18 protein-coding genes are annotated in these 22,638 nt (G+C 61.4%); 14 read left to right on the top strand and 4 right to left on the bottom strand.

Annotated elements, in window-relative coordinates:
• Window positions 1–6 precede the first annotated feature (6 nt).
• From LWH48_RS04210 to LWH48_RS04260, 12 genes are all read left to right on the top strand, one after another.
• The gene (locus LWH48_RS04210; RefSeq protein WP_232911449.1) at window positions 7–1,725 is read left to right on the top strand and encodes a methyl-accepting chemotaxis protein; all 1,719 of its coding nucleotides are present in this window, start codon (window positions 7–9) and stop codon (window positions 1,723–1,725) included.
• Window positions 1,726–1,786: 61 nt separating this feature from the next.
• Window positions 1,787–3,970: a methyl-accepting chemotaxis protein gene (locus LWH48_RS04215; RefSeq protein ID WP_232911450.1), complete on the top strand. Its 2,184-nt coding sequence runs from the start codon at window positions 1,787–1,789 to the stop codon at window positions 3,968–3,970.
• Window positions 3,971–3,993: 23 nt separating this feature from the next.
• The gene (cheR, locus tag LWH48_RS04220; RefSeq protein ID WP_232911451.1) at window positions 3,994–4,845 is read left to right on the top strand and encodes a protein-glutamate O-methyltransferase CheR; all 852 of its coding nucleotides are present in this window, start codon (window positions 3,994–3,996) and stop codon (window positions 4,843–4,845) included.
• Between the two features lie 96 nt (window positions 4,846–4,941).
• On the top strand, window positions 4,942–6,003 hold the full coding sequence (locus tag LWH48_RS04225) for a protein-glutamate methylesterase/protein-glutamine glutaminase (RefSeq protein WP_232911453.1): 1,062 nt from the start codon (window positions 4,942–4,944) through the stop codon (window positions 6,001–6,003).
• A gap of 52 nt (window positions 6,004–6,055) precedes the next feature.
• Complete coding sequence (locus LWH48_RS04230) at window positions 6,056–7,780, top strand: methyl-accepting chemotaxis protein (RefSeq protein WP_232911454.1); 1,725 nt, start codon at window positions 6,056–6,058, stop codon at window positions 7,778–7,780.
• Window positions 7,781–7,833: 53 nt separating this feature from the next.
• On the top strand, window positions 7,834–8,223 hold the full coding sequence (gene cheY / locus LWH48_RS04235) for a chemotaxis response regulator CheY (RefSeq protein ID WP_089677136.1): 390 nt from the start codon (window positions 7,834–7,836) through the stop codon (window positions 8,221–8,223).
• Between the two features lie 42 nt (window positions 8,224–8,265).
• Window positions 8,266–8,952, top strand: coding sequence for a protein phosphatase CheZ (gene cheZ / locus LWH48_RS04240; RefSeq protein ID WP_232911456.1), 687 nt, complete (start codon window positions 8,266–8,268; stop codon window positions 8,950–8,952).
• A 143-nt stretch (window positions 8,953–9,095) separates the two neighbouring features.
• The gene (gene flhB / locus LWH48_RS04245) at window positions 9,096–10,262 is read left to right on the top strand and encodes a flagellar biosynthesis protein FlhB (RefSeq protein ID WP_232911457.1); all 1,167 of its coding nucleotides are present in this window, start codon (window positions 9,096–9,098) and stop codon (window positions 10,260–10,262) included.
• Entirely contained in the window at window positions 10,259–12,340 is a 2,082-nt protein-coding gene (gene flhA, locus LWH48_RS04250; protein WP_232911459.1) for a flagellar biosynthesis protein FlhA, read from the top strand. The genes flhB and flhA overlap by 4 nt, the downstream gene beginning before the upstream one ends.
• Window positions 12,341–12,343: 3 nt before the next feature.
• The gene (gene flhF, locus LWH48_RS04255; RefSeq protein WP_232911461.1) at window positions 12,344–14,599 is read left to right on the top strand and encodes a flagellar biosynthesis protein FlhF; all 2,256 of its coding nucleotides are present in this window, start codon (window positions 12,344–12,346) and stop codon (window positions 14,597–14,599) included.
• 502 nt (window positions 14,600–15,101) lie between these two features.
• Window positions 15,102–15,443 (top strand): flagellar protein FlhE, encoded by a 342-nt coding sequence (locus LWH48_RS18420; RefSeq protein ID WP_442908295.1) that lies wholly within the window; start codon window positions 15,102–15,104, stop codon window positions 15,441–15,443.
• Window positions 15,444–15,464: 21 nt separating this feature from the next.
• Window positions 15,465–16,172 (top strand): RNA polymerase sigma factor FliA, encoded by a 708-nt coding sequence (locus LWH48_RS04260; protein ID WP_232911463.1) that lies wholly within the window; start codon window positions 15,465–15,467, stop codon window positions 16,170–16,172.
• A 43-nt stretch (window positions 16,173–16,215) separates the two neighbouring features.
• Here the strand turns inward: LWH48_RS04260 and LWH48_RS04265 are convergent, their stop codons facing one another.
• Genes LWH48_RS04265 through LWH48_RS18360 form a run of 3 tightly spaced genes read right to left on the bottom strand, consistent with a single transcriptional unit; the run spans window position 16,216 to window position 19,019 of the window.
• Entirely contained in the window at window positions 16,216–17,334 is a 1,119-nt protein-coding gene (locus LWH48_RS04265; protein WP_232911466.1) for a GGDEF domain-containing protein, read from the bottom strand.
• On the bottom strand, window positions 17,334–17,774 hold the full coding sequence (locus LWH48_RS04270) for a molybdopterin-dependent oxidoreductase (RefSeq protein WP_232911468.1): 441 nt from the start codon (window positions 17,772–17,774) through the stop codon (window positions 17,334–17,336). Before LWH48_RS04270 ends, LWH48_RS04265 begins: the two co-directional genes overlap by 1 nt.
• 60 nt (window positions 17,775–17,834) lie before the next feature.
• On the bottom strand, window positions 17,835–19,019 hold the full coding sequence (locus tag LWH48_RS18360; protein WP_232911469.1) for an EAL and HDOD domain-containing protein: 1,185 nt from the start codon (window positions 19,017–19,019) through the stop codon (window positions 17,835–17,837).
• A gap of 245 nt (window positions 19,020–19,264) precedes the next feature.
• Here LWH48_RS18360 and LWH48_RS04280 point away from each other — a divergent pair, with 245 nt between their 5' ends.
• Together LWH48_RS04280 and LWH48_RS04285 are read left to right on the top strand one after the other, a co-directional pair.
• Window positions 19,265–20,080 (top strand): motility protein A, encoded by an 816-nt coding sequence (locus LWH48_RS04280; RefSeq protein WP_232911471.1) that lies wholly within the window; start codon window positions 19,265–19,267, stop codon window positions 20,078–20,080.
• Window positions 20,073–20,765: an OmpA/MotB family protein gene (locus LWH48_RS04285; RefSeq protein WP_232911473.1), complete on the top strand. Its 693-nt coding sequence runs from the start codon at window positions 20,073–20,075 to the stop codon at window positions 20,763–20,765. Before LWH48_RS04280 ends, LWH48_RS04285 begins: the two co-directional genes overlap by 8 nt.
• A gap of 174 nt (window positions 20,766–20,939) precedes the next feature.
• Here the strand turns inward: LWH48_RS04285 and LWH48_RS04290 are convergent, their stop codons facing one another.
• Complete coding sequence (locus tag LWH48_RS04290; RefSeq protein ID WP_232911474.1) at window positions 20,940–22,625, bottom strand: sensor domain-containing diguanylate cyclase; 1,686 nt, start codon at window positions 22,623–22,625, stop codon at window positions 20,940–20,942.
• Window positions 22,626–22,638: the final 13 nt, after the last annotated feature.

A 22,638-nucleotide genomic window follows, 5' to 3' on the forward strand; every position in this document is an offset into this window, starting at 1 on the left:
GATAACGTGAAACTACTCGACAACATGACGGTGCGCCTCAGCTGGAGCCTGGTGTTAGCAGTGTTCTCCGCACTGATCATCGCGCTGGGCGGCCTTGGGCTGTATGCCGCTCGCCACAGTGAGGCCGCACTGGAGACACTCAACCAGGTCAACGTGGACCAGCAGTCCTCGCTCAATCGCACCAATACTCAGATGCTGTTCACGCAGGTTGCACTGCGTGACCTACAAGCACGCCTGCTGGACAGCGATGGGCCACAGGATAGCGAGGCAATTCAACGCCAGGCCGTGGAGCTGCAGGGCAATCTGACGAAGGTTGAAGCTACCTTCCAGGAGTTCCTGGCACTGCCAGGAACCGGCGACCGGGCGGACATGATCGATGAACTACAGGTGAGCTTCGCCCGCCTGATGAGTGATGGCCTGAGGCCACAGCAGCAGGCGCTGTCGGCCGGGGATGCCGAGCAATTTCAGGCGCTCGTCCCCGAGGTCGAAAGACTTACCGAGACTTTCTACGACGACGCGGTCACCTTCTTCGTCGACGCCGAGCAGAGTGGTGCCAGCCTCTACAGCGGCTTTCTCAACCTGGTCGAGGTGCTTGAGTGGATGATGATTGCTGGCCTGGTGATCGCTGCCGGCACCGTGGCGGTGGTGCTCTGGGGGGTGACGGTCAATGTCATCCGTCCGCTCGGCAAATTGGTTGGCTACTTCGAGGCAATGCAACAGGGCAACCTGGCACAGCATATCCCTGAGCGCGGCAATAACGAGATTGGCCGACTCTACGCCTCCATGGCGGCCATGCAACACGGCCTGGCCGATACCGTCTCGACAGTGCGTGACAGCAGCAACGCCATCTATCAGGGAACCCAGAGCATCGCGCACGGCAACAATGACCTCTCGGCCCGCACCGAACAGCAAGCTTCCTCATTGCAGGAAACCGCCTCGAGCATGGAGCAGCTCTCCTCCACCGTGACGCAGAACGCCGACAATGCCGGCCAAGCCAGCCAGTTGGCCGCGGAGGCCTCAAGGACAGCCCAGCAAGGGGGGGAGGTGGTCAACGACGTTGTCAGCACCATGCACGATATCAGCAAGAGCTCCCATCGTGTCGCCGAGATCATCGGGACCATCGACAGTATCGCCTTCCAGACCAACATCCTGGCGTTGAACGCTTCCGTGGAGGCGGCTCGCGCCGGCGAACACGGCAAGGGCTTCGCCGTGGTAGCTCAAGAGGTGGGGCACTTGGCCAGCCGGTCCGGTGATGCTGCACGCGAGATCCGTGGCCTGATCGAGACATCGGTAAGCCAGGTCGATCGCGGCACATCCCGCGCCGACCAGGCAGGCAAGACCATGGGCGAGATTGTGGCGGCGGTACAGCGTGTCAGCGACATCATGGACGAAATCGCCTCTGCCTCGAATGAACAGAGCAGCGGCATTGGCCAGGTCAACGATGCCGTCACCCAGATGGACCAAGTCACTCAGCAGAACGCTGATCTAGTCCAACAGGCCGCCAGTGCCGCGAACCAGTTGGAGGCCGAGGCCAGCCGCCTCAAAGCCGCCGTTAACCGGTTTCAACTCGAGACCTCGGGTGCTGCCGGAGACTACCAGCCGGTCAATGATAACGACGACTTATCGCGCTGGATGCCAGCCTTGATGACACGTCGTACACAAGAGACACCTCCCGCCGACACGGCCCGGACGACCCGGAGCGACGGCGACTGGGAGTCGTTCTAGACACTCGAGCCACCCCACTAAACAACAACGATATCGACGTACGCCGCTGCAGGGGAACACCATGCGAAACAACCAGCCAGTCACTCAGCAGGAATATCTGCTTCACGACGACCACTTCCTTATTTCACGCACCGATCTCAAGGGGCGTATTACCTACGCCAACCCGGCATTTGTCGAGGTTAGCGGCTTCGATCACGATGAGCTTCTGGGGGCCCCACACAACATCGTACGCCACCCGGACATGCCCGAAGTGGCCTACCAGAATCTGTGGGATACGCTGAAGGCCGGCGAGAGCTGGAAGGGGTTGGTCAAGAACCGGCGCAAGAACGGTGACCATTACTGGGTCGAGGCCAACGTCTCCCCTATCGTCGAAGGGGAAGAGGTAAAGGGCTATGCATCTGTGCGCGTCAAGCCTTCACGCGAGGATGTCGAGCGTGCTGAAGCTGCTTATGCTCGAATTCGTGACGGGAAAGGTCGCGGGCTCACGTTGGACAAGGGTCAGCTCAAGCGCCGAGGCCTGGCCGGCTGGTTTGCAGGCGCCAGTCTGACCAGCCTGCGTGCTCGTATCGTCTCCATGGTCTTGGTGGCCGGAGTGCTTCTTGTCGCCAGCGGTGCACTGGGCCTTTACGGCCTCCAAACATCGGGAGAACGGCTGCGTACCCTGGATCGCGACGGTTTACAGGATGTCGCACGTCTGCAGCAGATCGACCAGCTGACCACTCAGGCGCACCAGCTACTTTCCCGCAGTGACCGCTTCGAGCTCGTTGACCAGAAAGCAGGATACGCCGAACAACTGGCCAGCATCGAGAGCGAACTCGACCGCCTGTGGTCGGCCTTCCGCGAGCGGGAGACCAACCAGGGCGGCATCGCCGACAGCTTCAATGCCGAGCTCAGCGCCTACCGCCAGGAGGGGATCGGCCACGCGATCAGCCTGCTGCAGAGTGAAGAGAACTTCGACATCTTCACCAACATGCCGGAACACATCGAGACGATGCAGGGTGAGGGCGAGGCACTGGCGGACAGCGTCAACGCCATGATCGCCAGCAAGCAGGATTCCGCCGGCACACTCGCCCAGCAGGCACGCGAGGGGCAGAGGAAGATGCTGATCGCCCTGGCCGCCCTGCTGGGTGCGGGACTGCTATTGCTCGTCACCATTGGCGGCATGACGCTGCGTGCAGTCATCCGACCCGTTCGCGAGTCGCGTGCCTTCACCTTGCAGATCGCTTCAGGCAACCTGGCAGCAGATGCCCCTGCCCGCCGTCGCGACGAGCTGGGTCAGCTGGTTGATGCGCTGGATATCATGCGAAAGAGCCTGGGCAGCATCGTCAACGACGTCAACGGCGGTATTGGCATCGTCACTCCGGCGGCCCGGGACATTGCCCGTGGTAACGAAGACCTCTCGGCACGCACCGAGCAGCAGGCGGCTTCACTGCAACAGACAGCCTCCAGCATGGAGGAAATGACCACTACGGTTCAGCACAACTCCGACAACGCGCGCCAGGCCAGTGGCCTGGCCGAGGAGAACGCCAACGAGTCACGGGCATCCGGCGAGCTGATGCAGCGTGCGGTGTCGACCATGGATGAAATCACCGCGGGCTCACGCAAGATGACCGAAATCATCGACGTCATCGACTCCATCGCCTTCCAGACCAATATCCTGGCCCTCAACGCCTCTGTCGAGGCAGCTCGGGCGGGGGAACAGGGGCGCGGATTTGCCGTGGTGGCTCAGGAAGTGCGCAACCTGGCCAGTCGCTCCGCCGATGCTGCCAGTGAGATTCGCAATCTGATCGACGGCTCCGCACGTCAGATCGATAGCGGCGCCACCCTGATTCATCAGGCGGAAGCTGCAATCTCGAAAGTCATGGATGCCTCCACCCGGGTCAACGATATCCTCGGCGAGATCACTGCTGCTTCTGAAGAGCAGAGCAACGGGATCGCCCAGATCAACTCGGCAGTGACGGAGATGGACCAGGTAACCCAGCAGAACGCCTCGCGGGTCCAGAGCTCGGCACGGGCCGCTGGGGAGCTGGAGCAGCAGGCCGAGATGCTGACCAACGCCGTAGCGGCGTTCCGGCTGCAGGGTAGTGGTATGGAACAGGCACCGAAGCGAGAACGCAAACAAGCGGTTGCCACCAGAGCATCCCGGGCCACCGAGATGAAGTCGCCGCAACGCGATGATGCCCCTAGCCCTAGCGTCAAGCCACAGACGACGACAGAAAACGTAGAGGAGTGGGAAGAGTTTTGAATGTACCCAGGGAGGGTGCCAGCATGTCGAACCCAGGATCCGGCTGGTCGGACAGCAAGCTGGAGCGCGACCTAGAGCTGACGGATACGGACTTCACGAGAATCCGCCAGCTCATCTACCAGCGCGCCGGCATCGTGCTGGCCGAGCACAAGCGCGAGATGGTTTACAGCCGTCTCGCCAAGCGGTTGCGCCACTATGGGCTGACACGCTTCGGTGACTACCTGGCTCGCCTAGAGCGACAGCCTGATGCCAAGGAATGGGAAGCCTTCACCAATGCCTTGACCACCAACCTCACCGCCTTTTTTCGTGAGGCGCACCACTTCCCTCTGCTGGCCGACCACGTCCGTAGCCGGCCAGGGCGCATCCGCGTCTGGAGTGCTGCCGCATCGACCGGTGAGGAGCCCTACTCCATCGCCATGACCCTGATGGAAGCCCTGGGCCAGCAAGCACCCCAGCGTGCAGAGGTCGTTGCCACCGATATCGATACCGACGCGTTAACCAAGGCCAGGGCCGGTGTGTATCCGCTGGAACAGGTGAGCAAGCTGGAAGAGTCGCGCATCAAGCGTTTCTTTCAGCGTGGGCGCGGCCCTCATCAGGGGTTGGCTCGCGTCCGTCCCGAAGTGGCATCAATGGTCGACTTCCAGCCACTGAATTTGCTCGCCCCTAGTTGGCCGGTACAGGGCCCGTTCGATGCCATCTTCTGTCGCAACATCATGATCTATTTCGACAAGGCGACCCAAACCCGCATCCTTGAGCGCTTTGCGCCTCTGCTCAAGCCTGACGGTTTGTTGTTCGCAGGCCATTCCGAAAACTTCTCCTATATCACCGACCGCTTTCGTCTACGCGGCCAGACTGTCTACATCCGCAAGCCATAGCCCGCACCTTCACTAAAGTTCTCTCTCCGGCCGCCGATATCACAGAACATGCCCTGACCGGACAGCCTGCGCTGCCAGAACCACAGGAGAGACCACTTGAGCGCCAGTAGAATCAAGGTGCTGTGTGTCGATGATTCGGCGCTGATACGCGACCTGCTCACAGAGATCATCAACAGCCAGCCCGACATGGAAGTCGTGGCCGTGGCGCCCGACCCCATCGCGGCCCGCGATCTGATCAAGCGTCACAATCCCGATGTGCTGACACTCGATGTCGAGATGCCTCGCATGGACGGGTTGGATTTCCTCGAGCGCTTGATGCGCTTGCGGCCCATGCCGGTCCTGATGGTTTCCTCGCTGACTCAGGCCGGTTCGGAAGTGACCCTACGCGCCCTGGAGCTCGGTGCTCTGGATTTCGTCGCCAAGCCTTCCTTGGGTATCCGCAGCGGCATGCTGGAGTATGCCAATGAGATCGCCGAGAAGATTCGAGCGGCGGCTCGCTCGCGTCCTCATCGTGCGCGGCGGCGCAACGAACCACCGCCCGAACGTCTCAAGGCGCCGCTTATCTCCAGTGAGAAGCTGATCATCATCGGAGCCTCCACCGGCGGCACTGAGGCAATTCGTCGTGTGCTAGAGCCGTTGCCAGCCAATAGCCCTGCCATCCTGATCACCCAGCACATGCCCGGCGGCTTCACCCGCTCCTTCGCCGAACGCCTCGATCGTCTGTGTCAGATTCGTGTTAAGGAAGCGAGCGACGGCGAGCGCATCCTTCCCGGCCACGCTTACATCGCTCCGGGGGACGCCCACCTAAAGCTCGCCCGTAGCGGGGCCAACTATGTGGCACGCCTGGACGAGGGTCCGCCAGTCAACCGCCACCGCCCTTCCGTGGATGTCCTCTTCCACTCTGCTGCCACCCAGGCCGGCCGTAATGCCATCGGCGTGCTGCTGACAGGTATGGGTAAGGACGGTGCCGCGGGCCTGGTGGAGATGCGCCAGGCCGGCGCTCCAACCATCGCCCAGGATGAAGCAAGTTGCGTGGTCTTCGGCATGCCGCGAGAGGCCATCGCCTTGGGTGGCGCCGCCGAAGTGCTGTCTCTTGAGGAGATCGCCCCGCGACTTCTCTCCCTGGTCACCGCATCCGGCCGCGCCCAGCGTGTTTAACGTCGATAGCCACGGCAGTTCCGACAACACAACACTAAGAAGGAAGCTCGGCATGACACGACTCCTGCGCAACATCAGCATCCATGCTGCCATGATCACAGTGCTGGCATGCTTTATAGCAGCCATCACGGGCGTTGCTGCCATGGGCTTCCTGGCCAGCAAGCAGGCTAACGAGACCATGGACACGCTGGAACAGATCAATATCAATCAGCTCAACGAGATCAACCGCGCCGATGCACTGCTAAGTGGCGCACTCGTGGACCTCGAGACAGCATCTAATCATTCCATGATGGGGCGCCGAGGTGAGGCAGACGCGCGACTGGTTTCCGCTGTTGACCAGATGGAGCGCGCCGAAGATCGCTTCGAGGCCTTCAGCGCGGTGCCACGAACCGAAGCCGGGGAGGAGCTGGGGGCCCGCGTGGAGTCGACCTTCGCCGCCGTACTCGACCTGGCACGCCAGCAGCATCAAGCGTTGGATCAAATGAACTCCACCGGCTTCAATGTTCTTCGTGAGCAGATGGCCGGCCCAGCCGAGGCGCAGGAAGCCGCATTAACGGAATTTGTGCGCTATGCAGATGAGCGAGGCAACGAACTGCAGGCTGACTACGCCAGCGTCACCAGCTTCTACGAAAAACTGGCACTCGCTGTGCTCGTGACAATTGCTCTTATGGTGGTACTGATCTACCTGGGCCTTCGCGGTGTTTTGATTCGCCCTCTCAACCAGGCGGTGGAAACGCTGGAGACTATTGCCAAGGCCGACCTTTCTCGAGAGATCAAGGTGCTCAGCCGCAACGAGATCGGCAAACTGTATGCCGCCATGCACGACATGCAGCAGAGCCTGATCCGCATCGTCGGCGACGTTCGTGACAGCAGCGCCTCGATCCATCTGGGCACGCGCGAGATCGCCAGCGGAAACGCCGACCTCTCCTCTCGCACGGAGCAGCAGGCGGCGTCCCTGGAAGAAACTGCCTCGAGCATGGAACAGATCACCTCCACGGTGAAGCAGAACGCCGACAACGCCCGCCAGGCAAGCGGTCTGGCACTTGACGCCTCCAATACCGCAGAGCGTGGCGGCGATGTCGTTCAACAGGTTGTCAGCACCATGCACGGCATCTCCGGCAGCTCGAAAAAGATTGCCGATATCACAGGGGTAATCGACTCCATCGCGTTCCAGACCAACATCCTGGCCCTCAACGCCTCAGTAGAGGCAGCTCGCGCCGGCGAGCAAGGTCGAGGCTTTGCTGTCGTCGCCGGTGAGGTTCGTCAGTTGGCAAGTCGCAGCGCCGATGCCGCCAAGGAGATCAAGGGGCTGATCGAGAATTCCGTCAGTCAGGTAACTCAAGGCTCCACCCTGGTAGAACAGGCCGGCGAGACCATGCAGGAAGTCGTTGCGGCCGTTCGCCGCGTTACCGACATCATGGATGAAATTTCTGCTGCTTCGCAGGAACAGAGCGATGGCATCGAACAAGTGAGCCAGGCGGTTGGACAAATGGACCAGGTAACCCAACAGAATGCCTCTCTGGTTCAGGAAGCCTCTGCCGCCGCTGCCTCCCTCGAAGATCAGGCCAGTCGCCTGGAGAAGGCCGTGGCGGTATTTCGTTTGGCTAACGACGCAGCCCCCAAGGCCGCTGGTTCAGCGCCTCGTGAACAGGACGTTACCAAAACTGCCTCTTCCGCAACGGCTGGGCGAATTGCGACTGCCGCCGGCACACCCGACAAGCCACAATCCACTCTTCGGCGGGAGACGCCCGCCGAGGCCGAGTGGGAAGAATTCTAAGCGACGCCGGCCGTGCCGGCGCCATTTGCCATGACACGACATGAGGAAACCCGATGGCAGACAAGAACATGAGCATCCTGGTAGTAGATGACTTCCCGACCATGCGCCGGATCGTCCGCAGCCTGCTCAAGGAGCTGGGCTTCACCAACGTCGAGGAGGCCGAGGACGGCCAGGACGCCCTCAACAAGCTCAAGGCCGGCGGCTTCGAGTTTGTGGTGTCTGACTGGAATATGCCCAACCTCGACGGCCTTGAGATGCTCAAGCAGATCCGCGCCGACGACGCCCTCAAGGATCTGCCAGTACTGATGGTCACTGCAGAGGCCAAGAAGGAGAACATCATCGCAGCGGCCCAAGCCGGCGCCAATGGCTACGTGGTGAAGCCCTTCACTTCGGCCACCCTGGAAGAGAAGCTCAACAAGATCTTCGAAAAACTTGGTATGTGATAACACCGGAGAGCCACTGGCTCTTCGGCGAGGAGATTTACCATGAGCAACGACGTTCCCCAGGGTAACCAGGCGACTCACGGAGATGACCTGGTCCAGCGGATCGGCCAGCTGACTCGAATGCTGCGCGAGAGCATGCGCGAGCTCGGTCTCGACAAGGAGATCGAACGCGCGGCAGAGGCGATCCCGGACGCTCGCGACCGCCTGAGCTATGTCGCCACCATGACCGAGCAGGCCGCAGAACGCGCCCTCAATGCCATCGACCGGGCGCAGCCGCTACAGGATACCCTAAGCGAACAGGCCCAATCTCTGGATAGCCGCTGGGCCGAGTGGTTCGCCGAACCCAAGGAGCTGGACGAGGCACGCGACCTGGTCACCGAAACACGCCAGTACCTGGCCTCAGTACCGGACAGAACCCAGGCTACCAACAAAGAACTGCTCGAAATCATGATGGCCCAAGACTTTCAGGATCTGACCGGCCAGGTCATCAAGAAGATGATGGATGTGATCCGCGAGATCGAGCAGCAGCTGGTTCAGGTACTGATCGACAACGTGCCTGAAGGCCAGGCACGTGACGACCTCCAGAAGAAAGCCAGCGGCCAGTGGGAGACGGACGACAGGCGACGCGAAGAAGGCCTTCTCAACGGCCCGCAAGTCAAGCCCGACAGTGAGGATATCGTGACTGGCCAGGACCAGGTTGACGATCTGCTCGACCAGCTCGGCTTCTGACGCTGACGCCCCCCTCCCCCAACTTCCCTGATTAGGCCGTGCCTCGCGGATAAGACTGCGATTAACGGCCCTTTTTGACGCATCACCTCTTCCCCGCCGACGTCACAATGACCAGGGTGCAGACAAGTGCCCGGTAAACCATCATGGCGGATCAGGACAGCGATCAGGAAAAGACCGAAGAGGCCACACCCCGACGCCTGGAAAAGGCGCGCGAGGATGGCCAGGTTGCTCGTTCCCGTGAGTTGGCCACCTTCATGCTGCTCCTCGGTGGTGTCGTGGGTTTGTGGACCATGGGCGAGATGCTCTACGGCCAGCTCGGCCTGGTCATGGAGCAGGCCTTCCTGTTCGAGCGCCGACATGCCATGGAAACCACGCCTATGCTAGCCCAGGCGCTGGATCTCGGCAGCCGTACCCTGTATGCCATGCTGCCGCTATTTCTGTTACTGACAGTGATCGCCCTCGTCGCGCCGGCGCTTCTCGGGGGGTGGTTGATATCTGCCAAGTCACTCAAGCCACAGCTAAGCAAGCTCAATCCCTTCAAGGGTCTGAAGAGAATCTTTGGCGTCCAGGCCTTGGTGGAACTGGCCAAGGCAATCGCCAAGTCACTATTAGTGGGCAGCGTGGGTATCGCATTCCTCTACCTGAACCGCGGCACCTTCATGGACTTGATGGACCAGCCTGTGCGCCAAGCTCTCGCCCAGGCGCTGTGGATGGCGGCTCAGGCCAGTGGCTTGATGGTACTGACTCTACTGGTGGTGATTCTGATCGACGTGCCCTACCAGATCTGGAGTCATGCCAAGAAGCTGCGCATGAGCAAGGACGAGGTAAAACGCGAGCATAAGGAGTCCGAGGGGGATCCTCAGATCAAGGCACGCATCCGTCAGCAGCAGCAAGCCATGGCTCGGGGCAGGATGATGAGCAAAGTACCGGAGGCAGACGTGATAATCACCAACCCGACTCACTATGCTGTGGCGCTGCAGTACCGCGAGCAGGGGATGCAGGCCCCCCGGGTCGTTGCCAAGGGTGCCGATGCGGTGGCTGCACGGATTCGTGAACTGGGGGACGAGCATCGTGTTCCCCTCCTTGAGGCCCCACCGCTAGCACGCGCCTTGTACCACCATGTGGATCTCGACCAGGAAGTTCCGATGACACTTTACTCCGCCGTGGCCGAAGTCATGGCATGGGCCTTCGGCCTACGGCGCGCCAATCAGGAAGGTGGCGAGGCACCCCCAACACCTCACGACCTGCCGATACCCGATGAGCTGAATGTCGCGGAATCCGGCGGCGAGAACGACGAGAAACGCCAATGAAGGCCTGGAGCCAATACCTGGGACAGCGTGACTGGATGTCAAAGGTCCCGATGAAGGTCCTCGCCGGCCCCGTGCTGATCATCATGATCCTGTCGATGATGATCCTGCCGCTGCCCCCCTTCGTGCTGGACCTGCTGTTCACCTTCAATATTGCGCTGGCAGTCATGGTACTGCTGGTAAGCATGTTCACTCAGAAACCGCTGGATTTTGCAGCCTTCCCGGCAGTGCTGCTGTTCACCACCCTGCTGCGATTATCACTGAACGTTGCCTCAACCCGCGTGGTACTGATGGAGGGCCATGCAGGGGGTGACTCGGCAGGCAAGGTGATCGAGGCCTTCGGCCAGTTCCTGGTCGGTGGCAACTTCGCCGTCGGCCTGGTGGTTTTCCTTATTCTCGTGATCATCAACTTCATGGTCATCACCAAGGGTGCCGGCCGTATCGCCGAGGTGGGCGCCCGCTTCATGCTCGACGCCATGCCCGGCAAGCAGATGGCCATCGATGCTGACCTCAACGCCGGCCTGATCGGCGAGGAAGATGCCAAGAAACGCCGCAGCGAAGTGTCTCAAGAGGCAGACTTCTACGGCTCCATGGATGGTGCCAGCAAGTTTGTGCGTGGCGACGCCATGGCCGGCCTGGTGATCATGGTCGTCAACATCATCGGCGGCCTGCTGATCGGCATGCTGCAACACGACATGGCCTTCGGTGACGCCGCTCGGACTTATGTCCTGTTGACCATTGGCGATGGCCTGGTGGCCCAGATACCAGCCCTGGTGATCTCCACTGCCGCCGGCGTCACGGTATCGCGCGTGACCACCGACCAGGACGTCGGCCAGCAGATGATCGGACAGCTGTTCGTCAACCCGCAGGTAATGATTCTTGCCGCCGGTGTCATGGGCCTGCTCGGCCTGGTTCCGGGAATGCCTAATCTGGTATTCCTGATCTTTACTGCCTTGCTGGGCGGCCTGGCCTGGTGGCTCCTGCGTGAACGCGATCGCAAGCTAGTCGAGCAAGAGATCAGCGAAGCACCTGCGCCAGTGCAAGAAGCCCCCGAGGCGAGCTGGGAAGACGTCCAGCTGGTCGACATCCTGGGACTTGAAGTCGGCCACCGCCTGATACCGCTGGTCGACTCCCGCCAGCAGGGCGAGCTTCTCGGTCGCATCAAGAGTGTGCGCAAGAAGTTCGCCCAGGAGATGGGTTTCCTGCCCCCCGTGGTTCACATTCGTGACAATCTGGAGCTTGGTGCCAATACCTATGTATTGAGCCTTAAGGGAGCAGAAATTGGTCATGCTGACGCCTACCCAGGCCAGTGGCTGGCCATCGATCCTGGCCAGGTGACCGGCGAGTTGAAAGGCACCCCAACCAAGGAACCGGCCTTCGGCCTCCCGGCGGTGTGGGTTGATAGCGATCAGCGAGAACATGCTCAGGTCTATGGCTACACCGTAGTCGATGCCAGCACCGTAATCGCCACCCACCTCAATCACCTGATGCAACGCCACGCTGCCGAGATGCTGGGCCGCAGCGAAGTACAGAAGCTGCTCGACAAGCTGGGCGAGGAGAACAAGGCGCTTGTTGAGGATGTGATCCCCAAGGCCATCACGTTAACGGTATTCCAGCGCATCCTGCAGAACCTTCTGGAGGAAGAAGTCACCATTCGCGACCTGCGCACCATCCTGGATACCCTCGCCGAATACGCCCCTCAGCAGCAGGATGCTAATGAACTGACTGCCCTGGTGCGCATATCACTGGGACGCGCCATCACACAGCAGTGGTTTGGCGGTCAGGAACAGCTCAACGTCATAGGCCTCGATAGCCAGCTAGAGCAGGTGTTGACCCAAGCCATGAATGGCAATGGCTCTCTCGAACCCGGCCTGGCCGAAACATTAATGACCCAGGCCGAGCAGGCACTGGAACGTCATGAGTCCAGCGGTGAGCCACCGGTGCTGGTAGTCCAGCATAATCTGAGGGCCTTGTTATCACGCTTCCTGAGACGCCGTCTGCGTCATCTGGTGGTGATGTCCCAGGCCGAGATCCCGGATGATCGCCACCTGCGTGTCACCACCCTGATTGGAGGTCACTAATCGATGGGCGTTATGCGTTTTACCGGAGCCAACAGTCGCGATGCCATGCGTCAGGTACGTGAGGTACTTGGCGACGACGCCCTTATCCTGGCCAACCGCCCCACAGACGATGGGGTAGAGATCCTCGCCATGGCCGATGATGCCGTCGGCAACCTGACCTCCTCCCCAGCCCCCTCTTCTCGCGTCGCGTCATCGCGGTCGGCAACAGCTGAATCTGGCAATGAGACTGCTCGGACCGAGCCGCACTCGCCTGCCGCCCCTGAAGCGAACGAAGAGTCAGCAGACCTCCGCTCAATGAGTGCACGGTTGCTGAGTGAAATGCAGGATATGCGCGCCCTGTTGGCACGCGAACAGTCACGCCGGCATCCGGAGACCGACTGCGCCGGCCGTCTAAGACGCATCCTGCGCGAGGCTGGCTTCAGTCATGACTTCGCTCAGGAGCTCGTTACTGGCCTGCCACGAGAACTAGACAAGACCGCCCCCGACGATGAGCGCCCACTGGCCTGGCTGCAGCGTCAGCTGGCAAGCCAACTGAGCGTCGGGACGGATGAGGACGCATTCTTTCAAGCTCCTGGCATTACCGCGCTGGTCGGTCCCACTGGCGTAGGCAAGACCACCACTACGGCGAAGTTGGCAGCACGCTACGTCGAGCGCCATGGCGCTGACCGGGTGGCACTGGTCACTACTGACAGCTTCCGTATCGGCGCGCACGAGCAGTTGCGGATCTATGCCGAACTGCTCGGCATCCGGATGGTGGCACTCGATCCGGACCAACCCGTTGACTCCCTGGCCACTCGGTTGATGGGGCGACGCTGGGTGATTATCGACACTGTCGGAATGAGCCAACGCGATCAGAGGATCGTTGAGCAGATCGCCCAGCTGCAGGGAGGTCGAGTCAAGGTCCACATGGTCCTGCTGCTCAATGCCGCCAGCCAGCCGGAAACACTCAACGAAGTGGTGCAGCGATACCGGGCGGCCGCCACCTCAGCCAACTCACGGCTTGACCGCTGCCTGGTATCGAAGCAGGACGAGGCCTGCCGTCTTGCGCCGGTGCTGGAAACGATAATACGTCACAATTTGACTCTGTCCTTTGTTTCCCACGGACAGCGGGTACCGGAGGACTTGAGCCTGCCCGATGCCGCTTCGCTAGCCGCTCGCGCACTGGCCACACGCTCACCACTTACCGAAAATGCTGAATCGGCTCCCGCCAGATCGCCCATTGCTGGTCGCCAGTTGCTGGGGCAAGGGCGTCGAATCGCCTTATCCTTAACCCGACTTCGCGCAAGAGTCCCAGGCTTCAATACGCTCGAAAGGGCCTGGGATCTGAGTGCCACCTCTACGGTTGAGCAGCAGGACAATCTGCCCTCTCTGCTGGAACCTTCCTCCCACACGACACCCGCTACCGGACTCCTGTGGGCTCCCCGCCGAGCAGCTAGCCGAAGTGATTGGCGCCTGCCTGACCTGTGCGTGGATGCCGAAGGTCTGCCCCGTCTGCCAGTGCGACTACAACATCGACAACCAGCGGGTGACCTGGAGCGCCTGAAGGCAGCACTGGCACATCAAGCCAATGAGTCTTCGCCCTTCCAGTTATTCCCGACCCTGCCAGGGTCGACCATTCGTGACGAGCTCGACGGCTCCTCGATCCAATGGCTTGCACGCGCCCAACCGGCAACGCGAGTGATTCATCAAGGGGAATCACGCTCAGTATCTCGGCTGGCGTCACTTTTCGATGGTTGCGGCCATCTTGATACCCGACTGCGCGGCAAGGCGGTCAAGGCGTCGCTGGCAAAACTACGAGTGTCATTGCCACCATCGAAGCGAGACAGCGCTGAAGCTTGCCAATATGCGCATCTCTGGCAGGCCACCTTGTATGACGAGGAGAGTGGGCGACAACTAGGCAAGCGCTATTGGCTGAGTCCGTCGGAGGAAACGCACAGCGCACGACCACTACTTCAGGCCGTGCTTAACAGCGAAGGGTTAGAGCAGCTGACTCGAGAGGCCATGTCGACACTCACGGCTTGGCTTCCTGCCGGGACGCGTGCCGAGCTCCTTTTGGCTCTGGCAGCGGGCATCGCTGCGGTCACGCTTCACCTGGAACATGCAGGAGATGAGGACGCCATGGACCTCAGGGCCGAGCTACTGGAGTTGTTGGGCACTCGCCGACGCCGTCGAGACACTGCCCTGCTACAGGCCCTACTGCAACTGTTCGCCACTCGGGAGGCGATACGCCATATCCAAAGCAGCGGGGACGCGCAGTGATGGATCAGGCGGCAGGACTGCGGGCCAGAGCGACCAATGTATCCCGACGGCAGCACTCTGCTGGGACGTCTACCACCTTGATCGTGGCAGGGCCTGAGCGCTGCATCGACACCGTGCGCAGCCTGCTCGACCATTGGCAGGCTGAAGGCTACCGCTGGGTAGGTGACCCGGAGGATTGGCGTCTAGTGCCCGTATCACCGGACAGTCCCTACCTTGCGACACTGGCCAGCGAGCAACCACGCTGGGCGGTATGGGTCGACAGGGACGCCGAAGCATTTCTTCGTGGCTTGGCAACACTGACTCGCCTGCGCCAAGGCGGTGCCCCACAACGACTCCTTGCTGTGCACCACCCTGACGTTCCCCGCCGTGGACTTCTCGAGAACCTGCGTCAGGCGGCCGCCAGCCGCCTGGGCATTGACCTTTTGGTGATCGCACGATGACGAAACACCGTTACCTCCTCCTGATATTTGCCTTGTGCCTGGTACTACTGCCCCTACCTAGTATGGGAGCTGGGAGCTGGGTGGCTGACCAGACAGGACCCAGGGTTGCCCTGGCCGATGCTGAAGTGCGCTCGTTACCTCTTGCCTCTCCATCTGATGAGGCCAGGGGCCACCACATCACCAGCGTGAGCTGGCGGTTTTCACTGCCCGACGCTTCTCGTCAAAGGGTATTGGCTCGCCTCTGCCATCCCGTACGCTGCGTTCCAATTCGCGATGAGCGCGGGCTTACTGAGGCATTGGCAGGCCTCGACGCTGACGTCCCTCTGGCATTTCACTTCCGCCTAGTGGCCGTCGGCCCCGCAGTCCAAACGGAAGGACTGCAGGTCATCGTCAACTACCGTTAGGGCTAGCTGCGAGGCAGATGAATGTATACAGCACACGGAAAAATCGACCAGACGCAGCTGATCGAGCAGTACCTTCCTCTGGTGCGCCGACAAGCACTGGCGCTTCAGGTTCGGCTACCTGCCAGCATTGATCTAGACGACATGATTCAGGCCGGCACCGTGGGCCTGCTTGAAGCCTTGCAACGTTACAAGGCAGGTCAGGGAGCCAGCTTCGCCACCTTTGCCAGCCAGCGCATTCGGGGGGCCATGCTCGACGAGCTGCGCACTCGGGACTGGCTGCCCCGCAGCGTACGTCGCAGTGCGCGTGCCATGGATGAAGCCATCCGCCAGCTTGAACAGCGTTATGGGCGCCCCCCCGAAGAAACCGAGATCGCGCAAGAACTGGATATGCCACTGGAGGAGTATCGAAGACTGCTGACCGACACCAACAACGGACAGTTACTCCCCTTCGAAGAGCTGATGGAGGAAGGGGGTGAGGGTCGGCTTCCGGTGGGCGACAACCAGACAACGCCCTATGCACAGCTGATCGACCAGGAACAGCGCGGGCGCCTGGTGGAAGCGATTGACGCCCTGCCAGAGCGCGAGAAGCTGCTGATGGCCCTCTACTATCAAGAAGAGCTCAACCTCAAGGAGATCGGCGCCGTGCTGGGCGTGACGGAATCCCGCGTGTGCCAGCTCCACAGCCAGGCGGTCAGCCGGCTGCGCACCCGGCTGGCCGAGCCCGATTGACCACGGGAGTTGTCAGCCGGCTGCGGCTCAGTTGCCGGCCGGGCTACCCCTCGGCACGATCACGCCCCTGCGCCTTGGCCCGATAAAGACGCCGATCCGCCTGGGCGTAAAGGCGCTCAAAGTCGTCCTTCTCCCCCGCCTCGGCCACCCCGATACTCACCGTCAGCCTGGCATCGTGGGCTGGGCTCGGCAGCGGCATGTCGCGAACCGCCTGCAGGATTCGCTCGGCGAGCCGTCGCGCGGCGGCGATATCACTGTCTGGCATCAGGATGGCGAACTCCTCGCCGCCCATGCGAGCGACCACGTCCATGCGCCGCGCGCATGCTTCCAGCAGGCGCGCAAAGCGGATCAGCACCTCATCACCCAACGGATGGCCGTAGGCATCATTGATCTGCTTGAAGTGGTCCAGGTCCAGAAGCAGCAACCCCAACGGCGCTCCTTGTCGCTCAGCACGCACGAACGCCTGCCCCGCCTCCTGGAGCAGGCGACGACGATTGTGGAGCCCGGTCAGCTGGTCCGTTAAGCTGAGGTGGCGCATGGTCTCTCGCTGATCCTGCAGGCGGCGCAGCATCAGCAAGACCCCACCGATGGCCACCAGTAGCATCAACAGCAGCACGGCGACAGCCAGGGTCAGGCGTCCCATGAAGCGCCGCTGGTCAGCGGATGCCCGATGTAGCAGCTCATTCAGCTCGCTGTAGGACCAGGCCAGAGCCTCTTCGAGTTCCATCCCAAGTTCGCGCAGCTGCCGCCCCTCCCCCGGCATCAATTCGTTGTCGATGCCCACCCGAGCGATGGCCTGCTCCAGTGTCGGCAGGCGACTCTCGACATAGGCCAGCTCCTCCAGATAGGGGGTATAGCGCGCCGGTGCCAGGTCGCTGCGCAGCAGATGATTTCTGAGCCCCTGGATTCTGAGGGGGATGCGCCAGATCAGCTCGTTGAGCTGGCCGAGGTGGATGCGGTCGGGGCTGTCAAGCAGGCTGTCCAGAACCAGCCTCAGGCGGTCAGGGTCCTCCTGGGCGCGCACCAGATCGGTGACCATGGCGGTATAGTTCGCCCCCACCAGCCGTCGCGCCTCGGTAAGGTAGAAGCCGAAGGCCGCCAGGCAGACACCCACCATCACCAGGTAGCCCACCAGCAGGCCGCGGGAACTCGCTCGGCGCATCACCGGACACTGACCTCGGCGATCGCCCAGATCCAGCGCGTCATGGACTCGGTACCCTCGAGCACCGCCTCGACGTCCTCAGGCACCACCAGCATGTAGGGACCGAAATCCTCTACTGCGATAGGCTCGCCGTCGAGGCGTGTGACCAGCAGGTAAGCCTTCTGCCGACGCTGCTCGGGAGTCAGAAAGGTGGTGTAGCCATCGTGAGCGATGAAGCGCACCCGGCGCGCCTGGTTCATGCCCTGAGCCTCCAGGAAGTCATCCAGCCAGACACCGGTGAATCGCCCTGCGAAGCCTTCCGGGTGGCGCATCTCGAGGTGGGTCACCCCGACCGACTCGATGTCCGGAAGGGTCAGGGTGCGCGTCTCGACACCCTGGCTCAAGGATAACTCGGTAGCCAGGGCACTACCGTCTGTACCTATCAGCAGCAGACCTGCCATGCCGAGACTCCAGAGAAAATGTCGCATACTGGGGCACCTCGCTGGGGTGTGGCGTCTGGCTTACGCCAGTCTCATCAGGCTATCGGTCTCGGCCAGCGCCTGAAGGTAGCAAGCCTGCAGGCGATCAGCGGCATGTTCGGGCGGCCGCTCAGCCAGCTGGTGCTCATGCTCCTCGCAAAGGCTCAGCAGCGCGCCCAGTGGGCCCTCCCGCCGCTGCAGCGCCACGCGGATCGGTTCGGCCAGAGACACCTGCTCCAACATCGCCTCCTGGTCCTCCTCGAGCAACGTATCCATCAGCGAGAAGAGACCGGTGGTAAAGGCGTCTTCCGGGTCGATGCCGGAGAACGGTGCCGCCAGCTTCTGGCACATGAAAGCGCGGATCAGCGCCAGACGAACCGTCAATCGCGAAGAAGGCAGCTCACTGGCCAGCGACAGTGTCATCACCAGTCGACGGATCTCGAGCAGCCCCAGCATCGACAGCGCCCGCTTCAACTCGGTGGGTGGCTTATTTCCGCGGGCGTAGAAGCTGGAACCGGCTCGCATAAGAATCGCCATGTGCAGGGCAGGCATCTGAATTAGCAGGTCATGCAGCTTCTGAAGATCGACATCCTCGCGATAGAGTTCGTTGACCAGGCGAAGCTGCGCGGCCCGGTTACCGTGTCGGGTCCGGGGGCGGGTAGCATGGAAGCCTGAGTCGCCGAGATAGCGACCGTTGAACCAGCTGAACCCCGCCTCCTGGCAGGCCGTCAGCCGTTGATGATCAGCGATGTCCTCGGCCATCAAGCAGTAGCCAGCGGCCTTGAGCGTTTCGATGTCAACACCCTCAAGCCCCTCGGCGACATCCACCACCACTACGTCAACCATCGGCTTCAGCGCGACCTGCTTCAGCGTTGGCTCATGCACAGCAAGCCGATACCCGGCATCCTTGATTTCAGCTAGGCTTGCCGCCACCTCTGGCGTCATCTCAAGTTCCTCCGGCAGTCCGATGATGATCTGCCACGGTGGCGTCGGCAAAAGTTCGGTGCGCACTAGCCACTCCTTAGGAAGCTCAATGAAAAGCTCTCGTTCACCGAGAGGGTGCCCTCCCTCGCCCTCGTAGATCACGCAGGAAAGAGCCTGCGCCACCTGACTGACCGGATCATCCTTGTCCGCCTCCGAGTCTGCTTCGTCGTGGCGCCGATAGACCAGTCGATCCGCTACGTGGCGGTAGCGATCGTCATGGATGGGCTGCAGGGCGATGGTCACCCCTGCGGCGGCTTGCTGACGGCTCATGCGTCTCTCTCCCTCAATCCCAGCACTCCCCCTCTCTTACCCGACGTGCGGCTGGGGGCTTAATGTTACTTTTTAACCACAAGCGTATCACGCCTGCGGAGGCGAGGGCGCTACCCTGCAAGCACCTCGAAAAACTCAAGTCTTGGCCATTTCCGCCGATAATTTCTTTTGGGTATGCTGTTGCCCCTTCACTCGCCTGCACCAACACCGGAGCCCCCATGAACCCTTCGACGCTGATCGGCATCCTGGCCAGCTGTGTGCTGCTTGCCAGCGTTCTGTTCTTCACTGCCGAATCTCCGCAGAGCTTCATCAACCTGCCGGGGCTCGGCATCGTTGTCGCTGGCACCCTGGCTGCCACTTTCATCAGCTACCCCCTCAAGGAGGTGCTAAGGGTGGTCCGCCTGGTGGGCATCGTCTTCCGGCGCGAGAACACGTATATCCGAGACGACATCGAGGAGCTCGTCGACTTGTCACGGCTGTGGCTCAAGGGTGACGTACGCGCTGTGGAGAACGCGCTGGAGAAGACCCGTAACCCCTTCCTGCGCAATGGCATCCAGCTGGTCATCGCCAACACCAAGGAAGATGAGATATATGACCTACTGCGCTGGCGAATTGCCAGGCTGAAAGCCCGCGAGCACGCTGAAGCCCAGATCTTTCGTACCATGGCCACCTACGCCCCGGCTTTCGGGATGATCGGCACCTTGGTGGGTCTGGTGAATATGCTAGAGGTCATGGAGGCAGGAGACTTACACGTCATCGGTCCGCGAATGGCCGTGGCACTGCTTACCACTTTCTACGGGATCCTGTTGGCTAACCTGGTATTCAAGCCAATCGCCGTGAAGCTCGAGCGCCGCACCGAAGAACGTCTGATTGCCATGAACATGGTGCTGGAGGGCATCTCGCTGATCACCAAGCGACGCCTGCCCTCCTTCATTGAGGAGACTCTGCACTCCTTCGTAGCCAATTACCACGATGAGATCCGCGACCCAGAAAAGCCTGGACGTAAGAGCGACGAGGCCGCTGCGAATGCTTGATCGCAGCACGTACGATGCCCTCGCACCGACACCTCAGGGTGATGGCGATGGAGAGAGCTGGCTGATGAGCTACCTGGATGTACTGACACTGCTCATCACGCTCTTCGTCTTGCTGCTCTCCATGGCTGGCAATGGCCAGGCCACCCAAGGCAGTGAGTATGCCGGTGTAGCCGCTAGCGAGATCTCACCAGCCGCGATGAGGGCAGCTTCGTCTATTGCCCCAGGCATTAAGCCACAGACCTTTGGATTGCAACCACGAAACTCTGGTCTTCAGCCACGCTTCAAGGGACTGGAGATGGAAGGCGTCAGTGTGGCAGAAGGGGATGAAGGCGTAACCTTGCGCATAGACAACAACCTCCTCTTTGCGAGTGGCCAGGCCGCTCTCACAACTCGGGGTAAAGGGGTACTGCAGGGGCTCACCGATGTTCTGGCCAGCTTTGATGGCAACATCTCGGTCGAAGGGCATACCGATAATGTGCCCATCAGTACTGCCCGCTTCCCTTCCAACTGGGAGCTGTCTACCGGCCGGGCGATTTCGGTGCTGCGTTACCTGGCCAGTAACGATATTCCTGAAACCCGGCTACGCGCTATCGGTTATGCTGATACTAAACCCTTGGAAAGTAATGAATATGCAGAAGGGAGAGCAGCCAACCGCCGAGTAGAGTTGCTGCTTAAACAGCCCTAAGTGCCTCCCCGCCGGAATTGCTGACCAGGGCTACCGCGGTGGTAGGAGGCGAGCACCTGGATGGTATCGCCGGTTGCCTCGGCACCAGACTGCGCCTGGGCGAATGGTGCCAGGCCCCAGGCCAGCAGCAGCCAGAATGCGGCGCGACGGGCCAGCCGACGAAGCTCCCTGTCATCAGGCCACCACCAGGCGGTCGCGGCCGCTCTCCTTGGCGTTGTATAGCGCGTCGTCAGCGCGCTGCAACGCGCTTTCCAGCGTCTCCCCGGGCTGGACCAGGCAAGCCCCTACGCTGACAGTGACATTACCCTCTGAATAACTGGCCTGCCGGGCAATCTCGAGGCGAAGGCGGGTGGCGATACTCATGAGATCGTCTGCCTCGCAAGGGGTAAGCAGCACCAGGAATTCATCACCGCCCCAGCGCGCCGCATGGTCATAGCAGCGCAGGCCGGCCTCCAGCACCCAAGCCACCTCGCACAACGCCTGGTCGCCGGCTGCATGGCCGGCGCTATCGTTTATCTCCTTGAAGCGGTCCAGGTCGAGCCAGATCAGGCCGTATGCCTGGCCGTTACGAACCGCATGCGCGGTCTGTTCTGCCAACAGCAGGCTCATGCCACGACGATTGAGCAATCCGGTAAGCACGTCGACCCGGGCCAGGCGCTCAAGCTCTTCGGTGCGCTCGCGCACCTTGGCCTCGAGCGCCTCGGTGTGGCGAGTGACCTCGTCAGCCATATCGCCGAAATGGCGGATCAGCTGTCCCATCTCCCCACTACCACGGGGCAGAGCCACCTCTCGGCGTCCCTCACGCAGCGCCCCCATGGCCTGCCTGAGCGAGGCCATAGGGTGGAGCAGCTGGCGGTGTAGTGCCCAGTAGAACAGTAGCAGCGCCACCAGCAGGAAGGCGATCAGCAGGCCCAGAGCCGGTACAAAGCTGGCCACCGGCATCACCTCGTCGAGGTCAAGCAAGGTGACCTCGAACCAGCCGATGCTGGCCAGATAGGCGATGCCGGCCAGGTGGCGTTTGCCATCTACGGTGACGAAGTCGGTGATGACGCTTGGTTGTTCCAGCGGGGTGTCGCGTAGGCGGCGCATACGCTCCATCACCCGCTCACCGTCACTTGAGAGGTCGAAGAGCAGGTCGAGGGTGCGCTTCTTTCCCTCCGGCTTGACGAAGCTGGCGAAGTCGATGAAACGTGGGTCGCGGTAGAGCTGAATGGCGCCGTTGACGTCGGCAAACAGCGTGGTGATGCCGCGCTGATCGATGTCGATGATCTGATCGAGGATATTCTCCAGCTCGATGCCGGTGCCCACCACACCGAGGATCTCACCGGCGGCGTCGCGCATCAGGACATCGATCCACAGCTGGGTGATGCCGAGCTCGACGTCCGGATTGACGTTAAGATGGAAGTCGCGCCCCTCCTCGATCAGCTGATAGAACCAGGCATCGGCGGGGCGATTCTCGCGCAGGTGATAGCGCAGTGGATCTGCGCCGAAATCGTCATCAGCGTTGTTGTGGTAGTAAGCGCCGCTCTCGCGCAGGGCGACGAAGTAGTTGCGGTCGTTGAAGTTGCGCCGGAAGCTCTCCATCTCGTTAAGCGCCTGGGCCTTGAGGGCTGGATCTTCAGTGTTCTCTGCCCAGCGCCTGAGGACCTGGGAGTTGGCGAGCTGGTGAGCGAGAGCGATCTCGCGTTCCAGTGGCTGCAGCAAGCGGGCACTGTCGTACTGCACCTGTACCTCGGCTACTCGCCGCCCCCACTGCTCGACGATCCGCTCGGCCATGAATTGGAAGCTGAACCAGGCGAGCAGCGAAGCGCCTAACATCAAGGCCGCCGCCAGCAACAGGAAGCGCATTTTCAGGCTCAAGGCATTCTCCTTC

The organism is Halomonas sp. G15 (assembly GCF_021282295.1).
GTDB classification, from domain to species: Bacteria; Pseudomonadota; Gammaproteobacteria; order Pseudomonadales; family Halomonadaceae; genus Halomonas; species Halomonas alimentaria.